This window comes from Sphingopyxis sp. EU05-FHT14B03, from assembly GCF_058790875.1.
This window is the reverse complement of sequence record NZ_JBYTDC010000007.1, coordinates 21,083-36,898: the sequence shown is the minus strand read 5'-3', so window position 1 is coordinate 36,898 and position 15,816 is coordinate 21,083. Positions and strand designations below refer to the sequence as shown.

Annotated in this window: 15 protein-coding genes; 9 read left to right on the top strand and 6 right to left on the bottom strand. The window is 65.1% G+C overall.

Annotated features, from left to right (window positions below; genetic code table 11):
* Positions 1-24: 24 nt before the first annotated feature.
* Positions 25-777 carry a LuxR family transcriptional regulator gene (locus AC3WS4_RS24860; RefSeq protein ID WP_235527045.1) on the bottom strand — a complete coding sequence of 251 codons (753 nt, stop codon included), beginning with the start codon at positions 775-777 and terminating at the stop codon, positions 25-27.
* A gap of 470 nt (positions 778-1,247) precedes the next feature.
* On the opposite strand from AC3WS4_RS24860, the gene AC3WS4_RS24855 reads away from it, so the two are divergent.
* The 7 genes from AC3WS4_RS24855 (at position 1,248) to AC3WS4_RS24825 (ending at position 11,309) form a co-directional block, all read left to right on the top strand.
* Positions 1,248-1,670, top strand: coding sequence for a DUF2958 domain-containing protein (locus AC3WS4_RS24855; protein WP_053555749.1), 423 nt, complete (start codon positions 1,248-1,250; stop codon positions 1,668-1,670).
* 101 nt (positions 1,671-1,771) lie between these two features.
* On the top strand, positions 1,772-3,880 hold the full coding sequence (locus AC3WS4_RS24850; protein ID WP_444805307.1) for a ParB/RepB/Spo0J family partition protein: 2,109 nt from the start codon (positions 1,772-1,774) through the stop codon (positions 3,878-3,880).
* 149 nt (positions 3,881-4,029) lie between these two features.
* Positions 4,030-4,521 (top strand): hypothetical protein, encoded by a 492-nt coding sequence (locus tag AC3WS4_RS24845; protein ID WP_058818215.1) that lies wholly within the window; start codon positions 4,030-4,032, stop codon positions 4,519-4,521.
* Positions 4,514-5,020, top strand: coding sequence for a hypothetical protein (locus AC3WS4_RS24840; RefSeq protein ID WP_058818183.1), 507 nt, complete (start codon positions 4,514-4,516; stop codon positions 5,018-5,020). The genes AC3WS4_RS24845 and AC3WS4_RS24840 overlap by 8 nt, the downstream gene beginning before the upstream one ends.
* 144 nt (positions 5,021-5,164) lie before the next feature.
* A complete protein-coding gene (locus AC3WS4_RS24835) occupies positions 5,165-5,809 on the top strand; it encodes a DUF8835 domain-containing pootine (protein WP_058818182.1) in 645 nt (214 codons plus the stop codon).
* 92 nt (positions 5,810-5,901) lie between these two features.
* The gene (locus AC3WS4_RS24830; RefSeq protein WP_492740784.1) at positions 5,902-10,260 is read left to right on the top strand and encodes a strawberry notch-like NTP hydrolase domain-containing protein; all 4,359 of its coding nucleotides are present in this window, start codon (positions 5,902-5,904) and stop codon (positions 10,258-10,260) included.
* Between the two features lie 11 nt (positions 10,261-10,271).
* Complete coding sequence (locus AC3WS4_RS24825; protein WP_058818180.1) at positions 10,272-11,309, top strand: DUF7146 domain-containing protein; 1,038 nt, start codon at positions 10,272-10,274, stop codon at positions 11,307-11,309.
* 49 nt (positions 11,310-11,358) lie between these two features.
* Here the strand turns inward: AC3WS4_RS24825 and AC3WS4_RS24820 are convergent, their stop codons facing one another.
* Together AC3WS4_RS24820 and AC3WS4_RS24815 are read right to left on the bottom strand one after the other, a co-directional pair.
* Positions 11,359-12,048 carry an RES family NAD+ phosphorylase gene (locus AC3WS4_RS24820; protein ID WP_310257566.1) on the bottom strand — a complete coding sequence of 230 codons (690 nt, stop codon included), beginning with the start codon at positions 12,046-12,048 and terminating at the stop codon, positions 11,359-11,361.
* A gap of 4 nt (positions 12,049-12,052) precedes the next feature.
* The gene (locus tag AC3WS4_RS24815) at positions 12,053-12,436 is read right to left on the bottom strand and encodes an antitoxin Xre-like helix-turn-helix domain-containing protein (protein WP_286750102.1); all 384 of its coding nucleotides are present in this window, start codon (positions 12,434-12,436) and stop codon (positions 12,053-12,055) included.
* Between the two features lie 553 nt (positions 12,437-12,989).
* Between AC3WS4_RS24815 and AC3WS4_RS24810 the strand changes: the two genes are divergently transcribed.
* Positions 12,990-13,931 carry a DUF2493 domain-containing protein gene (locus AC3WS4_RS24810; protein ID WP_286750103.1) on the top strand — a complete coding sequence of 314 codons (942 nt, stop codon included), beginning with the start codon at positions 12,990-12,992 and terminating at the stop codon, positions 13,929-13,931.
* Positions 13,932-13,994: 63 nt separating this feature from the next.
* On the top strand, positions 13,995-14,933 hold the full coding sequence (locus AC3WS4_RS24805; protein ID WP_286750104.1) for a HEPN domain-containing protein: 939 nt from the start codon (positions 13,995-13,997) through the stop codon (positions 14,931-14,933).
* Here AC3WS4_RS24805 and AC3WS4_RS24800 read toward each other — a convergent pair.
* From AC3WS4_RS24800 to AC3WS4_RS24790, 3 genes are all read right to left on the bottom strand, one after another.
* Positions 14,930-15,097: a hypothetical protein gene (locus AC3WS4_RS24800; protein ID WP_286750105.1), complete on the bottom strand. Its 168-nt coding sequence runs from the start codon at positions 15,095-15,097 to the stop codon at positions 14,930-14,932. The genes AC3WS4_RS24805 and AC3WS4_RS24800 overlap by 4 nt on opposite strands.
* 69 nt (positions 15,098-15,166) lie before the next feature.
* Positions 15,167-15,391, bottom strand: coding sequence for an EexN family lipoprotein (locus AC3WS4_RS24795; protein ID WP_286750106.1), 225 nt, complete (start codon positions 15,389-15,391; stop codon positions 15,167-15,169).
* A gap of 122 nt (positions 15,392-15,513) precedes the next feature.
* Positions 15,514-15,714, bottom strand: a complete 201-nt coding sequence (locus AC3WS4_RS24790) for a heavy-metal-associated domain-containing protein (RefSeq protein ID WP_286750107.1) — start codon at positions 15,712-15,714, stop codon at positions 15,514-15,516.
* Between the last annotated feature and the right edge of the window lie 102 nt (positions 15,715-15,816).

Sequence of the window (15,816 nt, the reverse complement as noted above, 5' to 3'; positions counted from 1 at the left end):
CCGGACAAGTCGTCGTTGACGCGGTCAGCGCGCGTGCCACCAGTCATAGACGTCCCCGAATCCGATGAGGCCATCGAACAGCGCGCAGAGGGTCAGCATCTGGCCGCAATGCACGTCATAGCGGTCGCGCGCGGTCTTGAGATGCTGGACGACCGTCACTTCGCCGATCCCGAGAATGACCGCCACTTCGGCCGCGGTCTTGCCGCGTGCGGTCCATAATACGCACTCGCGCTGCCGTTCGCTCAGCGTCGCTTTGCTTTTTAGCGGCACGGCGCCGACGAGCTGGCGTGCCGAGACGATCGCGAGCGCGCCGATGATTTCGGCAATGCGGAGCATATCGTCCTGAAGCTCGCTTTGCGGGCGCAGGACGAAAGAGCAGGCGCCGCTGGCCTCGCCAGGGAGGTGGCGCGGCACCGTATAGCCGTCGGCGAGACCATATTCGCGGCCGACATGGAGCATTTGCCGGTCGCTGCGGGTCAGCGGGATGTAGCTTTCGATCTCGTCCCAGCGGAAGCCGGTCATCGACCGTTCGCCGGCGCGGCGCACCGGATCGGCACCGCCAAGATCGAAACCGACATAGACCTTGGCCCAGGCATCGGGGTAATTGTGAACCAGCAGGGATGCCGGCTCGGCATTGCCGCGCCGGTCATAGGCGAGCGCGAAATGGTCGAAGCCGAGGCGCATCGATGCGCGCGCGAGGGCTTCGAAGAGCCCGTCCTCATTCGTCGCCGTGGAAATTTCGAGGGCGAGTTCCTCCATCAAACAAAAATGCTTCACTGTGACCGTCCGGTCGCCGGCACGTTCCCAACCCGTCGATCCCGCGAGCCGCTCCCTGGGTCGCCGGTCCCGGTTCCTCTCCGGCACGGACGACAGATGGGACATTATGCGACTGGTCCCGGCCCTCGGCGAGGCGGGCTTTTGCCCTGGCCCCTGCTGCGCGACGGCGATCGCCTCCCGGTCCTAATCGATTGGCCGGAAACGGGAAAGGCGCGGGCCCCGGAAAATTGGCCCCAGATCTGCATCTATATTCCGGTCGCCGGACGGTGCCGCGGGGCGCCGGAAAGAGAGCGAGAGGAAGGCACGGGTCCTGGTGAGCGGATCGAAGGAGGCGGGAGTGGCCCTGCCTCCGGTCCGCCGCGGAGACCTTGCATGACATATCATCCCTTCTTCCTGCCCCGGGCGCTCGCGCGGCCCGGCGTCCGCCCGGCCGGCATGTACGCCCCAACCCTGGCGGGCAGGGCGGCGACATGAAACTCCTGACCCCCGATCTCGCGGCGCACCTGCGCGCCAACGACGCGGCCCGTCGTGCAGCCGTCGCGCGCGGCGGGCGCGAGCCCGATCCGGCGCCCGTCGTGCGCTTCTTCAACCCGGTGGGATCGGCGACCTGGCTCGCGACCGAGATGGACGAGGACGGCATATTGTTCGGCCTTGCCGACCTTGGCTTCGGATGCCCCGAGCTCGGCAGCTTCGCGCTGGCCGAACTCGAAGCGGTCCGGCTGCCGTTCGGCCTTGGTATCGAGCGTGATCTCGGCTTCACGCCGCATCATCCGCTCTCGGTCTATGCCGCGGCGGCTCGCAGCGCGGGCTCGATCCTGCTCGGCGAGCGGCGTTTGCGCGAAGCGGCAGCGCGGATGAGCGGGCGTGGCTGCCGGATTTCCGGGTGCGGATAGGTCCGCCTGCGGCGGCCCCAAAGGGAGAGGAGGGCCGGGTTTTCGTGACGGGCTTGAAAGCCGGGAGAGTGTCTCGCGGCGGCCCGTCATGGAGAATGGCCATGGCCAGAACTGCCGCCAAAATCACCCTCAGCCCGTCGCGCGACATCCCGCTCGACCGGCTGGTCCTGTCGCAGTCCAATGTCCGGCGTGTGAAGGCCGGCGTGTCGATCGACGCGCTGGCCGACGACATCGACCGGCGCGGGCTGCTCCAGAGCCTCAACGTCCGGCCGCTGCTGGGTGCCGACGGCCAGGAAACCGGCCGGTATGAGATACCGGCCGGCGGGCGCCGCCACCGCGCGCTGGAACTGTTGGTGAAGCGCAAAAGGCTCGCGAAGGATGCGCCGATCCCCTGCGTCGTGCGCGCTGCCGACAATGATATCCTCGCCGAGGAGGACAGTCTCGCCGAAAACAGCTTTCGCGAGCAGCTTCATCCGCTCGACGAGTTTCGTGCGATGCTGGCGATGGTCGAGAAGGACACCGGCATCGAGGAAATCGCCGCGCACTTCCACACCACGCCGGCCGCGGTGCGCCAGCGGCTCAAGCTCGCGGGTGTCTCGCCGAAGCTTCACACCCTCTACGCCGACGATGCGATGACGCTCGACCAGCTGATGGCGTTCACCGTGTCGGACGACCATGCGCGCCAGGAAGAGCTGTGGGACCAGCTCGAACACAGCTTCAACAAATCGGCGGCCTATATTCGGCAGAAGCTGACCGAGAACAGCGTGCGCGCCGCCGACAAACGGACATGCTTCGTCGGTCTGGGCGCCTATGTCGAAGCCGGTGGCGGCGTCGTGCGCGACCTGTTCGAAGCCGACGGCGGCGGCTGGCTCACCGATCCGGCGCTTCTCGATCGGCTGGTCGACGAGAAGCTGAAGGCGGAAGGCGAGCGCGTCCTTGCCGAGGGCTGGAAATGGGTGACGACCTCGATCGACCTGCCGTGGGACGCCACGCGCGGCCTCCGCGAAATCGACCGCGAGGTGACCCCGATGAGCGAGGACGAGCTGGCGCGCGTCGCCACGCTCGAGGCCGAAGCCGAGGAACTCGAGGGTGAATGGGCCGATGCCCCGGAGGTTCCGGCCGAGGTCCACGCGCGTCTCGATGCAGTCGAGACCGAGCTCGGTACGCTCGCGGACCGGCCGGAGCTGTTCGACCCGGCCGAAATGGCGATCGCCGGTGCCTTCGTCTCGATCGATCGCGATGGTTCGGTGCGGGTCGAGCGTGGATTCGTGAAGCCCGAGGACGAGCCGAAGGCGGAAGCGTCCGAAGACGAAGCGCATTCGGCCGCGGACGGCGATGCCCGGTCCGCCGGCCCGGACGCGGGCGGCGAAGCCGCGGTGTCGGCGGACGCCGGGGAGGACGAGGAGGTGGAGACACTCCGGCCCCTTCCCGATCGGCTCGTGTCGGATCTGACGGCGTGGCGCACGCTCGCGCTTCAGGACGCCTTCGCGCAGGATCCGGCGACCGCCTTCGCTTCGGTTCTCCATGCCCTGGTGCTCGGCTGCTTCTATTCGAGCAGCAGGGAAAGCTGCGTTCAGGTGTCGCCGAACCGCGTCTATTTCACCAACGCGCCGACCAATTTGCGCGATTGCGGCCCGGCGCAGGCGATCGACGCGCGCGCGGCCGAATGGAAGGAGCGGCTCCCGCAGTCGGACAAGGAGGTGTGGGACTATCTGCTGACGCTCGATGGCGAGGAGCAGACGAAGCTGTTCGCGCATTGTGCGTCGCTCTGCGTCAACGCGCAGGCCGAGATCGTGCCCAAATATGACAATGGCCGCATCTCGGCGCATGGCGTCGAGCGCCGGATCGCGCACAGCCATGTGCTGGCGCAGGCGGTGGGACTCGATGTGCTCGGCGCGGGCTGGCGTCCGACGGCCGACGGCTATTTCCGCAGCGTGACCAAGCCGCGGATCATCGCCGACGTCGCCGAAGCGCGGGGCGATAATTTTGCCCGGATGATCGACCATCTCAAAAAGGCCGATATGGCACGCGAGGCCGAGCGGCTGCTCGAAGACAGCGACTGGCTCCCGGCGCCGCTGCGTAATCCTGACCTTGAGCCCGCTCCGGTTCCGGATGCGGCGAATGATGACGCCGGGGGCGCACTTCCGCCGGGTCTCGCCGACGCGCTCAATGACGATGTCGCGGGCGGCGATGTCGTCGCGGCCGAATAGCCGCCGCGGGCCAGGACGGCCCATCCCGATCCCAAATTTGAAAGCCCGACCGCGTGCCGGGCTTTCCTTCTTCTGGAGAATTGAAATGTCCAATCTTGCCAATCAACTGTCACCGGTGACGATGCCGGGCGCAGACCATGGAGGGCGTCATGGCTGACCGTGTTCCAGTTTCGATTACGATCGGCGGCTATGCCGACCAATCGACCTTCGCCGAGCTTGCGGGCCTGATCGCCATGGAGGGCCTGTCGACCGAATGGGATGGTCCGTCCTTCGAGCCCGGCCATCGCACCGTCGGCGAGGCGGTGTCGCTCTATGCCCATGAGGTTGCCTGGGGCCGGGTCGAAGCCCTCGAAAGCTTCTGTGCCGAGAAGGGGCTGCCTTTTGTTCGCTGGTCGGGGAGCTATCCCGGCGAATGGAGCGCCGAACGGATCGTCTTTCGCGGTGCCGGCTCGATCGATTCCTACATGGTCGACGAATCCGACCGCGTCATGATCGACCACTATCTGGTGAACGAGCGCGGGAGCATCGAGGCGGTCCTCGCCTATTTCGACGCGGCGGCCTTTATCGTGCCGCCGCTGGTGGTCGAGGGCGATCCCCCACCGGTGGATGCGGCTGCTGTGGAGGAGGCGCGTCATGGCTGACTATTTCTCCCAGACGGTCATCCAGCCCGATGTCCCGGTCGCGGCGATGACTGTGCTCGAGCGCAGGATCCTTGGCGAAATCTTCGAGCATGAGGATATGGGCGACGACGTCTATTTCTTCGCGAGCGCGGGTCCGAACGACTTTCTGTTCCTGTCGGTCGATGAGGCGAGGGCGCTGCTTGCGGAAAGCGAGGGTGTTCAAAGCTGCGCAGCCGAATTGGTCGAAAAGGAACTCGGCGAATGCGAAGCGGAGGCGACCGAACTTGAGATCGACATGTCGATGTTCGGCTATGAGACCATCCTCCAGGACATCGTCCGGCGATCGGAGACACTCGATCATTTGCAGGTGATGATGGCCTGGACCTGTTCGAAGATGCGCCCCGACGGCTTCGGCGGCATGGCCATCTTCATCACCGCCGACGACATCGACACGATGTCGACGACGGGCTTCCTCGAGGAGGCGCTTGGCCGGCTTCAGAGCGACCGTCCTACGGGATGATCGATCCAGTGCTGACAAACCGACGGAAAAGCCCGGCTCTGTGCCGGGCTTTTCCTTTTTGGGGAGGTAGGTCCTTGTTTGGGAGGCAGGCGTGTCCGCCTCCCTTTTTCCCACCTCTTCGACCCGTTCAAAGGAGGCAAGCCCATGCCCGAGATTGTCGAAACGACCATATATGGTCTCGAAGAGCTTTCCGAGCCGGCAAAGGACCGGGCCCGTGCATGGTATCGCGAGGGCGGCTTCGATTATGATTGGTACGATACGGTTTTCGACGATTTCGAGCGCATCTGCGACCTTGTCGGCGTCGAACTGGCGACGCAGCGGGTCCGGCTGTTCGGCGGCGGCACGCGCGCGCGAAGCTGCATCTGGTTTTCGGGCTTTGCGAGCCAGGGCGACGGTGCCTGCTTCGAGGGTGTCTATCGTTACGCCAAGGCTGCGCTGAAGAATATCCGCAGCTTTGCGCCGAAAGACGCCGAGCTTCATCGCATCGCGGGCGCGTTGCAGGCGGTCCAGCGCCGCAACTTCTATCGGCTATCGTCGGTCGTCGTGCACCGCGGCCGATATCATCACGAATATAGCATGGCGATCACCGTCGAGCGTGATGACCCGAGGATGCGGGAGATGACTGCGGATGCCGAGGATGAGATTGGCGAAGCGCTGCGCGATCTGGCGCGCTGGCTCTACCGGCAGCTCGAGCGCGAGTTCGATTATCTGAACTCCGATGAAGCCGTCGACGCGGCGATCCTGGCCAATGGCTATGGCTTCACCGAAGCCGGGGAACGCTTTGGCTGAGAGGGAGAGACGGGCCGGAAGGGGATAGCCCCAGGGTTCAGGAGAGAGCGCCTGGCGGCTGCCCTTCAACGCCTCTCCAGGATATTCCCGCCATGCGAACCATTTTGCCCGACGCCGCAGCCGGCGCCGCCCCCATTTCCTCATCTCTTTCCTCACCTGCAGCCACCCCGGCGGCGCGGCTCTTCGATGCGGCCCAGCGCCTGCTTCCGCTGCTTGAGGACGGAACGCCCTTCGACACCGGGCAGATCCGGATCGCGATGACGTCGGCCTACGGCCAGAAGGATGCCGAGGGCGCATGGGACTGGAAGATGGCCTATGACGCGTGCGAGGCGGCGCAGGTCCTGCTGCTGCGCCGCTATGGGCGCGCGCTGGCCGCGCGCAGCCGCTCGCCGCAGCGCCAGCTCGCGATGTGGCAGCGCATCGCGGCGCGTGTCCCGACCCAGACGCGGCGCTCCGAGGAAGGACAGTCCTTCCAGCAATTCTCGACCCCGCTGCCGCTCGCCTTTGTCGCCGCCTTCGCTGCCGCGATCCGGCCCGGCGATTGCGTGCTCGAGCCCTCGGCGGGGACGGGCATGCTCGCCGTGCATGCGGGTCTTGCGGGCGCGACGCTCGCGCTCAACGAATTCGCCGAACTGCGCGCGGGCCTGCTCGAGCTGCTTTTCGCGCCGACACCCGTCAGCCGTCACGATGCCGCGGCGATCGACGACCGGCTCGATCCGGCGGTTGTGCCCGATGTCGTTTTGATCAATCCGCCATTCTCCTCGCTCGTGAATGTCGACCGCAAGATGAAGGGCGCGGCGCTTCGCCATATCGCCTCGGCGCTGGCGCGTCTGAAAGACGGCGGCCGTCTCGTCGCGATCCTCGGCGCCGGCTGCTCACCCGAGGCGCCGGCATGGCGCGACGCCTTCATCCGCTTGCAGGAAAGCGGCACGCTTCGTTTCTCGGCGGCGATCACCGGCCAGGTCTTTTCGCGGCATGGCACGACGATCCCTACCCGCCTCATCGTGATCGACAAGATTCCCGCGGGCGATCCCGCGCAGCTTCTACAAAGCCGCGGTGAAGCGCCCGACCTTTCCACATTGCTCAAATGGGTCGAGGAGGATCTGCCGCCGCGCCCGGCACCGCCCGCTTTGCTCGCCGCAACGACGACGGTCGGGCCGGCCCGTACGGTCGCGAACATTGATCGCGCATGGGCCCCGGCTTCGGCAAAGGCTGCGCTGCCCGCCGATCCCGGCGTCGAGCTTGGCTATGAAATATTGGACTGGATGCCGCCCGAGGGCCAACTCGGCGACACCATCTACGAGCCCTATGCGCTCCAGTCGCTCCTCATTCCCGGCGCGAGGCCGCATCCCACCGCGCTGGTCCAGTCGGCCTCGATGGCATCGGTCGCGCCTCCCAAGCCTGTCTATCGACCGCATCTGCCGGCGCGGCTGGTCAGCGAAGGCATGCTGTCCGACGCGCAGCTCGAATCGATCATCTATGCGGGTGAGGCCCATGCCGGGCATCTCTCGGGCGCGTGGACGGTCGATGCCACCTGGGACGTCGTCGGCGCCGCATCCGATGACGCGGAAGGCGCGGTGCAGTTCCGGCGCGGCTGGTTCCTCGGCGACGGCACCGGCGCCGGCAAGGGCCGCCAGGTCGCGGGCATCATTCTCGACAATTGGTTGAAAGGGCGCCGCCGCGCGCTCTGGATCTCGAAGTCGGACAAGCTGCTCGAAGACGCCCAGCGCGACTGGTCGGCGTTGCAGCAGGAGAAACTGCTCGTCACCCCGCTGTCGCGCTTCCGCCAGGGGGCGCCGGTGAAGCTCGGCGAGGCCATTCTTTTCACCACCTATGCGACATTGCGTTCGCAGGGGCGCGAGGGGAAGGCGAGCCGGATCGAGCAGATCGTCGAATGGCTCGGCCGCGACTTCGATGGCGTCATCATCTTCGACGAGGCCCATGCGATGGCCAACGCCGCGGGCGGCAAGGGTGAGCGCGGCGATCAGAAGCCATCGCAGCAGGGGCGGGCCGGGCTTCGCCTCCAACATGCGCTTCCCGAGGCACGCATCGTCTATGTCTCGGCGACGGGGGCCACCACCGTGCAGAATCTCGCTTATGCCCAGCGCTTGGGTCTCTGGGGCGGCAGCGATTTCCCGTTCGTGTCACGGGCGGATTTCGTCGCGGCGATCGAGGACGGCGGGGTTGCGGCGATGGAAGTGCTCGCGCGCGACCTGAAGGCGCTCGGCCTTTACGCGTCGCGTTCGCTCTCCTTCGACGGCGTCGAATATGAGCTGCTCGAACATGCGCTGACGGGCGAACAACGGCGCATCTACGACAGCTATGCCGCCGCCTTCCAGGTCATCCACAATAATCTCAATGCCGCGATGGAGGCGGCGGGGGTGACGAGCGCAGAACATGGCACATTGAATGCCCAGGCCAAGTCGGCGGCGCGATCGGCGTTCGAGAGCACCAAGCAGCGCTTTTTCAACCATCTCATCACCGCGATGCAGACGCCGAGCGCGATCGCGAGCATCGCGCGCGATCTTGAGGCGGGCCATGCGGCGGTCGTTCAGATTGTCTCGACCGGCGAGGCGCTGCAGGAGCGGCGGCTGGCCGAGATCCAGGCGGACGAGTGGAACGATGTGTCGGTCGACATCACGCCGCGCGAATATGTGCTCGACTATCTTGCGTCGAGCTTCCCGGTCCAGCTCTTCGAGCCCTGCACCGACGGCGACGGCAATCTGTCGTCGCGCCCGGCCTATGACGGCGATGGCAATATGATCGTCAGCCGCGAAGCCTGTCGGCGCCGCGACGCGATGATCGAGAAGCTGGCGTCGCTGCCGCCCGTGCCGGGCGCGCTCGACCAGATCGTCCAGCATTTCGGGACCGCTATGGTGGCCGAGGTGACGGGGCGCTCGCGGCGGATCGTGCCGCGGGCCCGCGAGAGTGGCGACGTCCGTTTCGCGGTCGAGAACCGTCCGGGCAGCGCCAATGTCGGCGAGACCCATGCTTTCATGGACGATGAGAAGCGAATTCTCGTCTTTTCGGAAGCCGGCGGCACCGGGCGCTCCTATCATGCCGACCTTGGCGCGAAGAACCAGCGCCGCCGTATCCACTATCTGCTCGAGGCGGGCTGGAAGGCCGATGCCGCGATCCAGGGCTTCGGGCGCACGAACCGCACGAACCAGAGGCAGCCGCCGATGTTCCGCCCGGTATCGACCGACGTGAAAGCGCAGAAGCGCTTCATCTCGACGATCGCGCGGCGGCTCGACACGATGGGCGCGATCACGCGGGGGCAGCGGCAGACGGGCGGCCAGAATATGTTCAGCGCGCACGACAATCTGGAATCCTTCTATGCCCGCGACGCGCTCCGCCAGCTCTACATGCTGATCGTGCGCGGCAAGGTGGAGGGCTGCTCGCTGCTCTGCTTCGAGGCCGCGACCGGGCTGTCGCTGCTCGATGCCGAAGGCGGGATTCGCGACGAACTGCCGCCGATCACCACCTTCCTCAACCGCATGCTCGCGCTCACCATCGACCTACAGAATATCCTGTTCGACGCGTTCGAGGGGCTGCTCGTCGCCCGGGTCGAGGCGGCGATCGCGGCGGGCAGCTATGAGGTCGGCCTCGAGACGCTGCGCGCCGAGAGCTTCATCGTCACCGATCGCCGGACGATCTACACCCATCCCGGCACCGGCGCCGAGACTCAGCTTCTGACGATCGACCGGATTGACCGCGTCGTCCCGCTCTCGCTCGGCAAGGTGCTCGATCTCGCTCGGGCTGAAGAAGCGGCGTTGCTGGTGAACGGGCGTTCGGGCCGGGCAGCGGTCAAGCTGCGCGCGCGCAGCCTCGTCGACGACGAGGGTGCGGTGCATCGCCGCTTCCGCCTGATCCGCCCGATGGAGACTGTACTGATCCTCGCCGAGCAATTCGGGGCGAGCCACTGGACTATCGTCGATGCGGAGGCGTTTACCGCGGCGTGGGAAGCCGAACTTCGAGAGCTTCCTGAATATGAAACCGGCACGCTCCATATGGTCTCGGGGCTCCTGTTGCCGATCTGGCGCAGCCTGCCGAACGAGTCGACACGGGTCTACCGCCTGCAGACCGATGCTGGCGAGCGCGTGATCGGCCGCCGCGTATCGCCCGCATGGGCCGCTCGGATCGTCGATGACGGGCCGCCGAAGCTGTCGGCCGAACAAGCCTGGTCGATGTTGCTCGCGGGCGATGCCGTTTTCCACCTCGCTGAGGGTCAGCGCGTCGCGCGCGTCCGGGCCATGAACGACTGGCGGATCGAGCTTACCGGTTTCAACGATCTGGGGATCGAGCGCCTCAAGGCATTTGGCTTGATTTCGGAGATCGTCTCGTGGAAATTGAAGCTCTACGTGCCGGCAGGGGCTGCTGGCGCCGATGTGTTCGCGAAGCTCGTCGATCGGTTTCCGATTGAACGGGTCAGCGACCGCAAGGCCGCCTGAAGGAGCCCCGCATGGAAAGTCCAGCCCGTGAACTCGCGCGCCGTCTCGGTGAAAATGCCGAGGCGGTGTGCCGTCACTATCTCTCGAACGGTCGCCGTGAAGGCCATTATTGGCTGGTCGGCGATGTGCATAATGCGCCGGGGCGAAGTCTTTATGTCCGTCTCAGCGGTGACGACGGCAAGCCGCGCGCTGGAAAATGGACCGATGCGGCGACCGGCGACCATGGCGACTTGCTCGACATCATCGCCGCGAGCTGCACGCATATGAGCCTCGGCGAAACGCTTGCCGAGGCGCGGCGCTTCCTGAGCCTGCCTCCGCCTGACCTGGTGAAGCGCAACCCGCGTCCGCGGCGGGCGAGCCCGGGAAGCAGGGAGGCGGCCGCGCGGCTTTGGGCGGCTTCGAAACCCATCGCCGGGACGCTGGTGCCAATCTATCTCGCGGGCCGCGCTCTTCGGCGGGGCGGGGATTTGCCGGCGCTGCGATATCATCCGCATTGCTATTATCGCCGGTCCGAAGAGGATGCCCCATCGGTCAAGCCGGCATTCCCGGCGATAATCGCCGCTGTCACCGATTTGGACGGCTCGCTCATGGGCGTCCATCGCACCTGGCTCGATCCGGCACGGCCGGCCAAGGCGCCGGTGGCCTATCCGCGGCGCGCGATGGGACATCTTTTGGGGCATGGCGTTCGCTTCGGGCTGGCGGGAGAGGTCATGGCTTTCGGTGAGGGCATCGAGACCATGCTGTCATTGCGCGAGGTCGCGCCATCGCTGCCGCTCGTCGCCGGCCTCTCGGCGGCGCATCTCGCGGCGCTCCTGTTTCCGACAGGCTTGCGGCGCCTCTACGTCGCGCGCGACGATGATCCCGCGGGGCGCGCCGCTTGGGCCGCGCTGAACGAACGCGCCTTGCCGCTGGGCATCGCGGTCCACGCGCTTGAGCCGCAGCGCGACGATTTCAATACCGATCTCCGCCGCGTCGGCCCGGCGCGGCTGGCAGAAGGGCTGCGGTCGCAGTTGACGCCTGTCGATGCGGGGAGATTTCTTGGACGATGATGCCTGACAAAAACCGTTCGGCTTGGAGCCCGGACGCTATCGTGCCCTTTTACGTATCGAGGCTCTTCTTTTCATAGATGGTCGTGATGGCCGTGCCGTCCCACATATAGCAGAGATGCCGTTCCTGCCGGCAATTGGACAGGAGGCGCGGCCGGAAGGCGGCGGCGCATTCGCCGCCGGGATGGCGGACGCTCTGGTAGCGGATACCGTCCGAACCCGCATCGCGGAGCTCCGCCCCGAGCCCTTGCGCATGGATATAGCTGTCCGGATCGTAGAGATGCGCATGGCTGTCCGCGAGACCGCGAATGTCGTGGAGACTGGCCTCAAGGTCGATGGCATAGACGCGCATGTCGATCTCCTGGGCAGGCTCGTCGGTCGCGGTGAGGAATCTGGTGCGGTGATGCCGCGTTTCGGCGATCGCGGTGTCGAGCGTGTGGCCGGCGTAGAAGACGCCGAAGCTGCCGTCGGTAAAACGGCTGCCCTCGGGATTGAGATGGGTGAAGGCCGCCATGATCGGTGTCGTGCCGGGGCCCGAAACACGGTCCTCGGGCGGCACCAGCGCGAGTATGCCGACTTCGTCGCGGAGGCGATCGTTGGTCATCGCCTCGATCTGGAAGACCGCCTCGAGATCGTCCGGATCGGCGACCTTCTCGAACAGGCCGATCGGCGGGAAGCGGCTGGGGATGATGCGGTAGCAGGGCGACCAGCTCGTCGCCGTGACCGGAATGTCGAGCGGCATGGGCTTAGCCGCGCTGCCCGTCGATATATTGCCGCACGACATAAAGGTCCGAGACATTGCCCGACACCATCCGGTCGAGGGCGGACTTGCCGGCGAAGCTCTTCGCCTTGTTCGGCTTGCGGACCCACTCGTCCGCGGTCTGCGGCACGAGAATCTGCAAGCCTTTGTAGATGCCCATGACATAGGAAATCCGCTCGAGCGCATCCTTCGAAAGCGCCGCGACCTCGCCGCGTTTCCAATTATGCAGCGTCGAACGGCTGTCGAGCCCGAGGACCGCCATCTGCTCGCTTTCGCTGAGCTTCCACGCCTCGGCGATGTTGAAAAAGGTGCGCAGCGCCGGGCCGGTAAGATCCTTCCGGTCGATCGTCTTCGCTACGGCTGTTGCCATGTCGGGCTCCTTTCATGGTCCATATGTTCCGTTATTGTGCTAAAGTCAATATTTATACCGAATAGGAACATTCTTGGCCATGAGATCCCAGCCGCAGCGATGGCGATGTCCGAAAAACATATAGGAATTTCGGACACATTCGATCTCGCCGTATCGCTTTGCCGAGTATCTGGCCGTGCGCGCAGGCGAAACTCCTAATGGCGCGGCACCCATCACATTCTGCGTGCGCAGGGCCGCAGCGGCACGAGCGGCTCGCCATATCCGGATGGAGGTACAGGGCTTTTGCTATCTTCTTCCGGAAAGCTGCACCTCCGGCCTTCGCTGGAGGGCGACTGCGGCAGCGCGCGCGGGCCTCGCAATGGCTTGGCGTGCGGCTATTTTCCGCCGGGGCTCTGCCCCTTTGCATCGCGAGGCAAAATAGCCTTCGCCCGCCATCCTTCGCTGCGCTTCGGCCGCCCGGGCTCTGCCCGTGCGGTGCGGACCCGCACCCGCCGCCGCGGAGGCGTCGCCGCGAAGGCCGCGAGAGGCGCGGCCGCCAGATGCGAGAGATGACATGACCGACCTGTCCGACCTTCCCGAACACGGCGAACCGCATGAACCCGGCGCCAGCGCTTATCTTCTTCAGGAAATGCAGCTTTATGGTCACCGTCCCTATGACGACGAGCCCGATGGCAGGCCGCTTCCCGACGACCGGCTCGCCGGCGGTGCCGTCGCCGACATCTTCGACGCAATGGCGGGTTGCCTTGTCGATACCCGCATCGAGCCCGATCTCGAAGACCTGCTCTGGAACATCGTCAATATCTTTCACCGAGCCGGCGAGCGGATCGAACGCGACCTCGATCGCAATGAGCAGGCGCAGCGCGAGCAGCAGCGCGAGCAGGACGGCAGCGAAATCCGCTCGGTCGAACTCGAGCGCAAGATCGCGGAAGGCATCACGATGATCGAGCGCCGCGATACGATGGAATTTTTCCGCGAATGCGCCGCCGAGCAGTTCCGCCTTCATGTCCGCAAGGCGTGGATGCCGCGCACTGGATCGCGCGCGCAGCACAAGACCTTGACCGCCTCGATGATCGACAGCCGCGATTTTCTCGACAAGAGGCTGCGCGAAAAGGCCGCAGCATTGATCCCCGAAGGCACCCGTGTCGCCTTCAGCGGTGGTCCCGGCTGCAACGATCACCAGCATATCTGGGCTGCGCTCGACCGTATCCACGCCCGCCACCCCGACATGGTGCTCATGCATGGCGCCACCCCCACCGGGGCCGAACGTGCCGCCGCCTGCTGGGCCGACACCCGCCGCGTGCCTCAGGTCGCTTTCCGGCCTGACTGGAACCGCCACAAGAAGGCCGCGCCCTTCAAGCGCAACGACCGGATGATCGACGCGATGCCTGCCGGGCTGGTCGTCTTCTCGGGCACCGGCATCCAGGACAATCTCGTCGACAAGGCGCGCGCGTTCGGCATCCCCGTCTGGGATTTTCGCGTGCCGCCCGAAACTTGACGGCAAATTTGACTGCAACACCGCTTGCCATCGGGCGAGCGGACTTACAGGGTGAGAATAGTTATGCGAACCGATGTCGATCATCTACCGGCGAACAAGCAGCGCGAGCTCGAGCGCGTGAAGGCGATCATCTTCGAGGAATTCGAGGATGCGATCGCACTCGCGACGATGAGCTGGAAGAAGAAGGGCCGGATCGAAAAGCTGATCCTTTACGGCAGCTATGCGCGTGGCGGCTGGGTCGATGAGCCCCATACCGCCAAGGGCTATCGTTCGGATTTCGACCTGCTCATCATCGTCAACGACAAGCGCCTGACCGAGCGGGTCGATTTCTGGCTGAAGCTCGAGGACCGGCTCATCCGCGAACTGGCGATCGACAAGACGCTGCACACGCCGGTCAATTTCATCGTCCACACCTTGCAGGAGGTGAACGACGGGCTCGCGCACGGGCGCTATTTCTTCATGGATGTCGCGAAGGACGGGATCGCGCTCTACGCATATGACGACAAAGAGCTGCACAAGCCGAAGCCGAAGACGCCCGAGCAGGCGCTGGCGATGGCGCAGGAATATTTCGAAGAGTGGATTCCCGGCGCGGCAGAGTTTTTAGAGGGATATAAGTTCTACATCGGTCGACGGAGTTACAAAAAGGCCGCATTCCTGCTGCATCAAAGCACCGAAAGTCTCTATCATGGCGTTCTGCTCGTCTGCACCTTCTATACGCCCTACGTTCACAATCTAGGTTTCTTGCGAACGCAGGCCGAGCGCATCGACATGCGTATCGTCAATGCTTGGCCACGCGAGACGCGTGCTGAGCGAGCCCGCTTCGAGAAGCTGAAGGAAGCCTATGTGAAGGCGCGCTATTCGAAGCATTATCGCATCACCGAGGAAGAGCTTCTCTGGCTCGGCAACTGCGTCGAGGAACTGGGACGCGCAGTCCATGCGATCTGCTCCGAGCGCATCGCGGAGCTCGAGGAGCGGTGCCGCCCGGCTCGATCGCCGGGCTAGTCGGCGGTGCTTTCCGCCTTTCGCAAGGCGTCGGCGATCATCGCGGCGAGCGATTCCTCGGCCTGGATGCGGGCGACATGGTCTTTTGAGTCCAAGTCGCGGCGGACCCATTGCGGAACCCGTTCGACAGCGCGCAGGACGATGCTGGTCAGTTCATCGGTCATGCGGGCGCTATATCGGAACGTGCCGGACTGGCAATCGCCAACGGTTAGGTGCGGCGATTGTGTCCTGGCTTAATCCTTGCCCAGGAACCGCTTGAAACGCTCGCGGCCTTCGACCGTCTGCACCGCGACGTCGGCGTTCGTGCATTCGTCGCCGCGCGTCGAGCCGGCTCGGCAGTCGGCGACGACCTTTCGCGCCTCGTCGAGATTCGCCTCGAAATATTGGGTGCTGCGCGGCTCGCTTTGGCCGCAGGCGGACAGGATCAACCCGAGTGACAGGATAGCGGAATGTCGCAAATTCATTCTCCAGCCAGAAAATGGGAAGGAGAATATACCCGCCAAGACCTTGGGCGAAAGGCGAACTGGAACCAGATCTGGTTCTATTTCCCCAGGTCGATCAGTCTCTTGGCCCGCCCTTCCTATGCCGCCTGCGCTTCATAGCCGGCTTCGCGGATCGCCGCGATGAGCGACGCGCTGTCCGCGCTGGTCTCGACGCTGACCTGTCTTTCGGGAATGTCGGTTTCCACCGTGGCCGCGGTATCGATGCCCTGGATCGCCTTGGTGATCGAGCGCGCGCAGCCGCCGCATGTCATCCCGGGGATATTGAAACGGATAGTCATAGTGCCTCCAAACTTCGATTGAAGCTCGAAGATGGGGCTTGCCATCGTGACAAGGTCAATGCCCCCGAAGTGCATTTTCTTCCTCTTGACCTTCCCATCGTT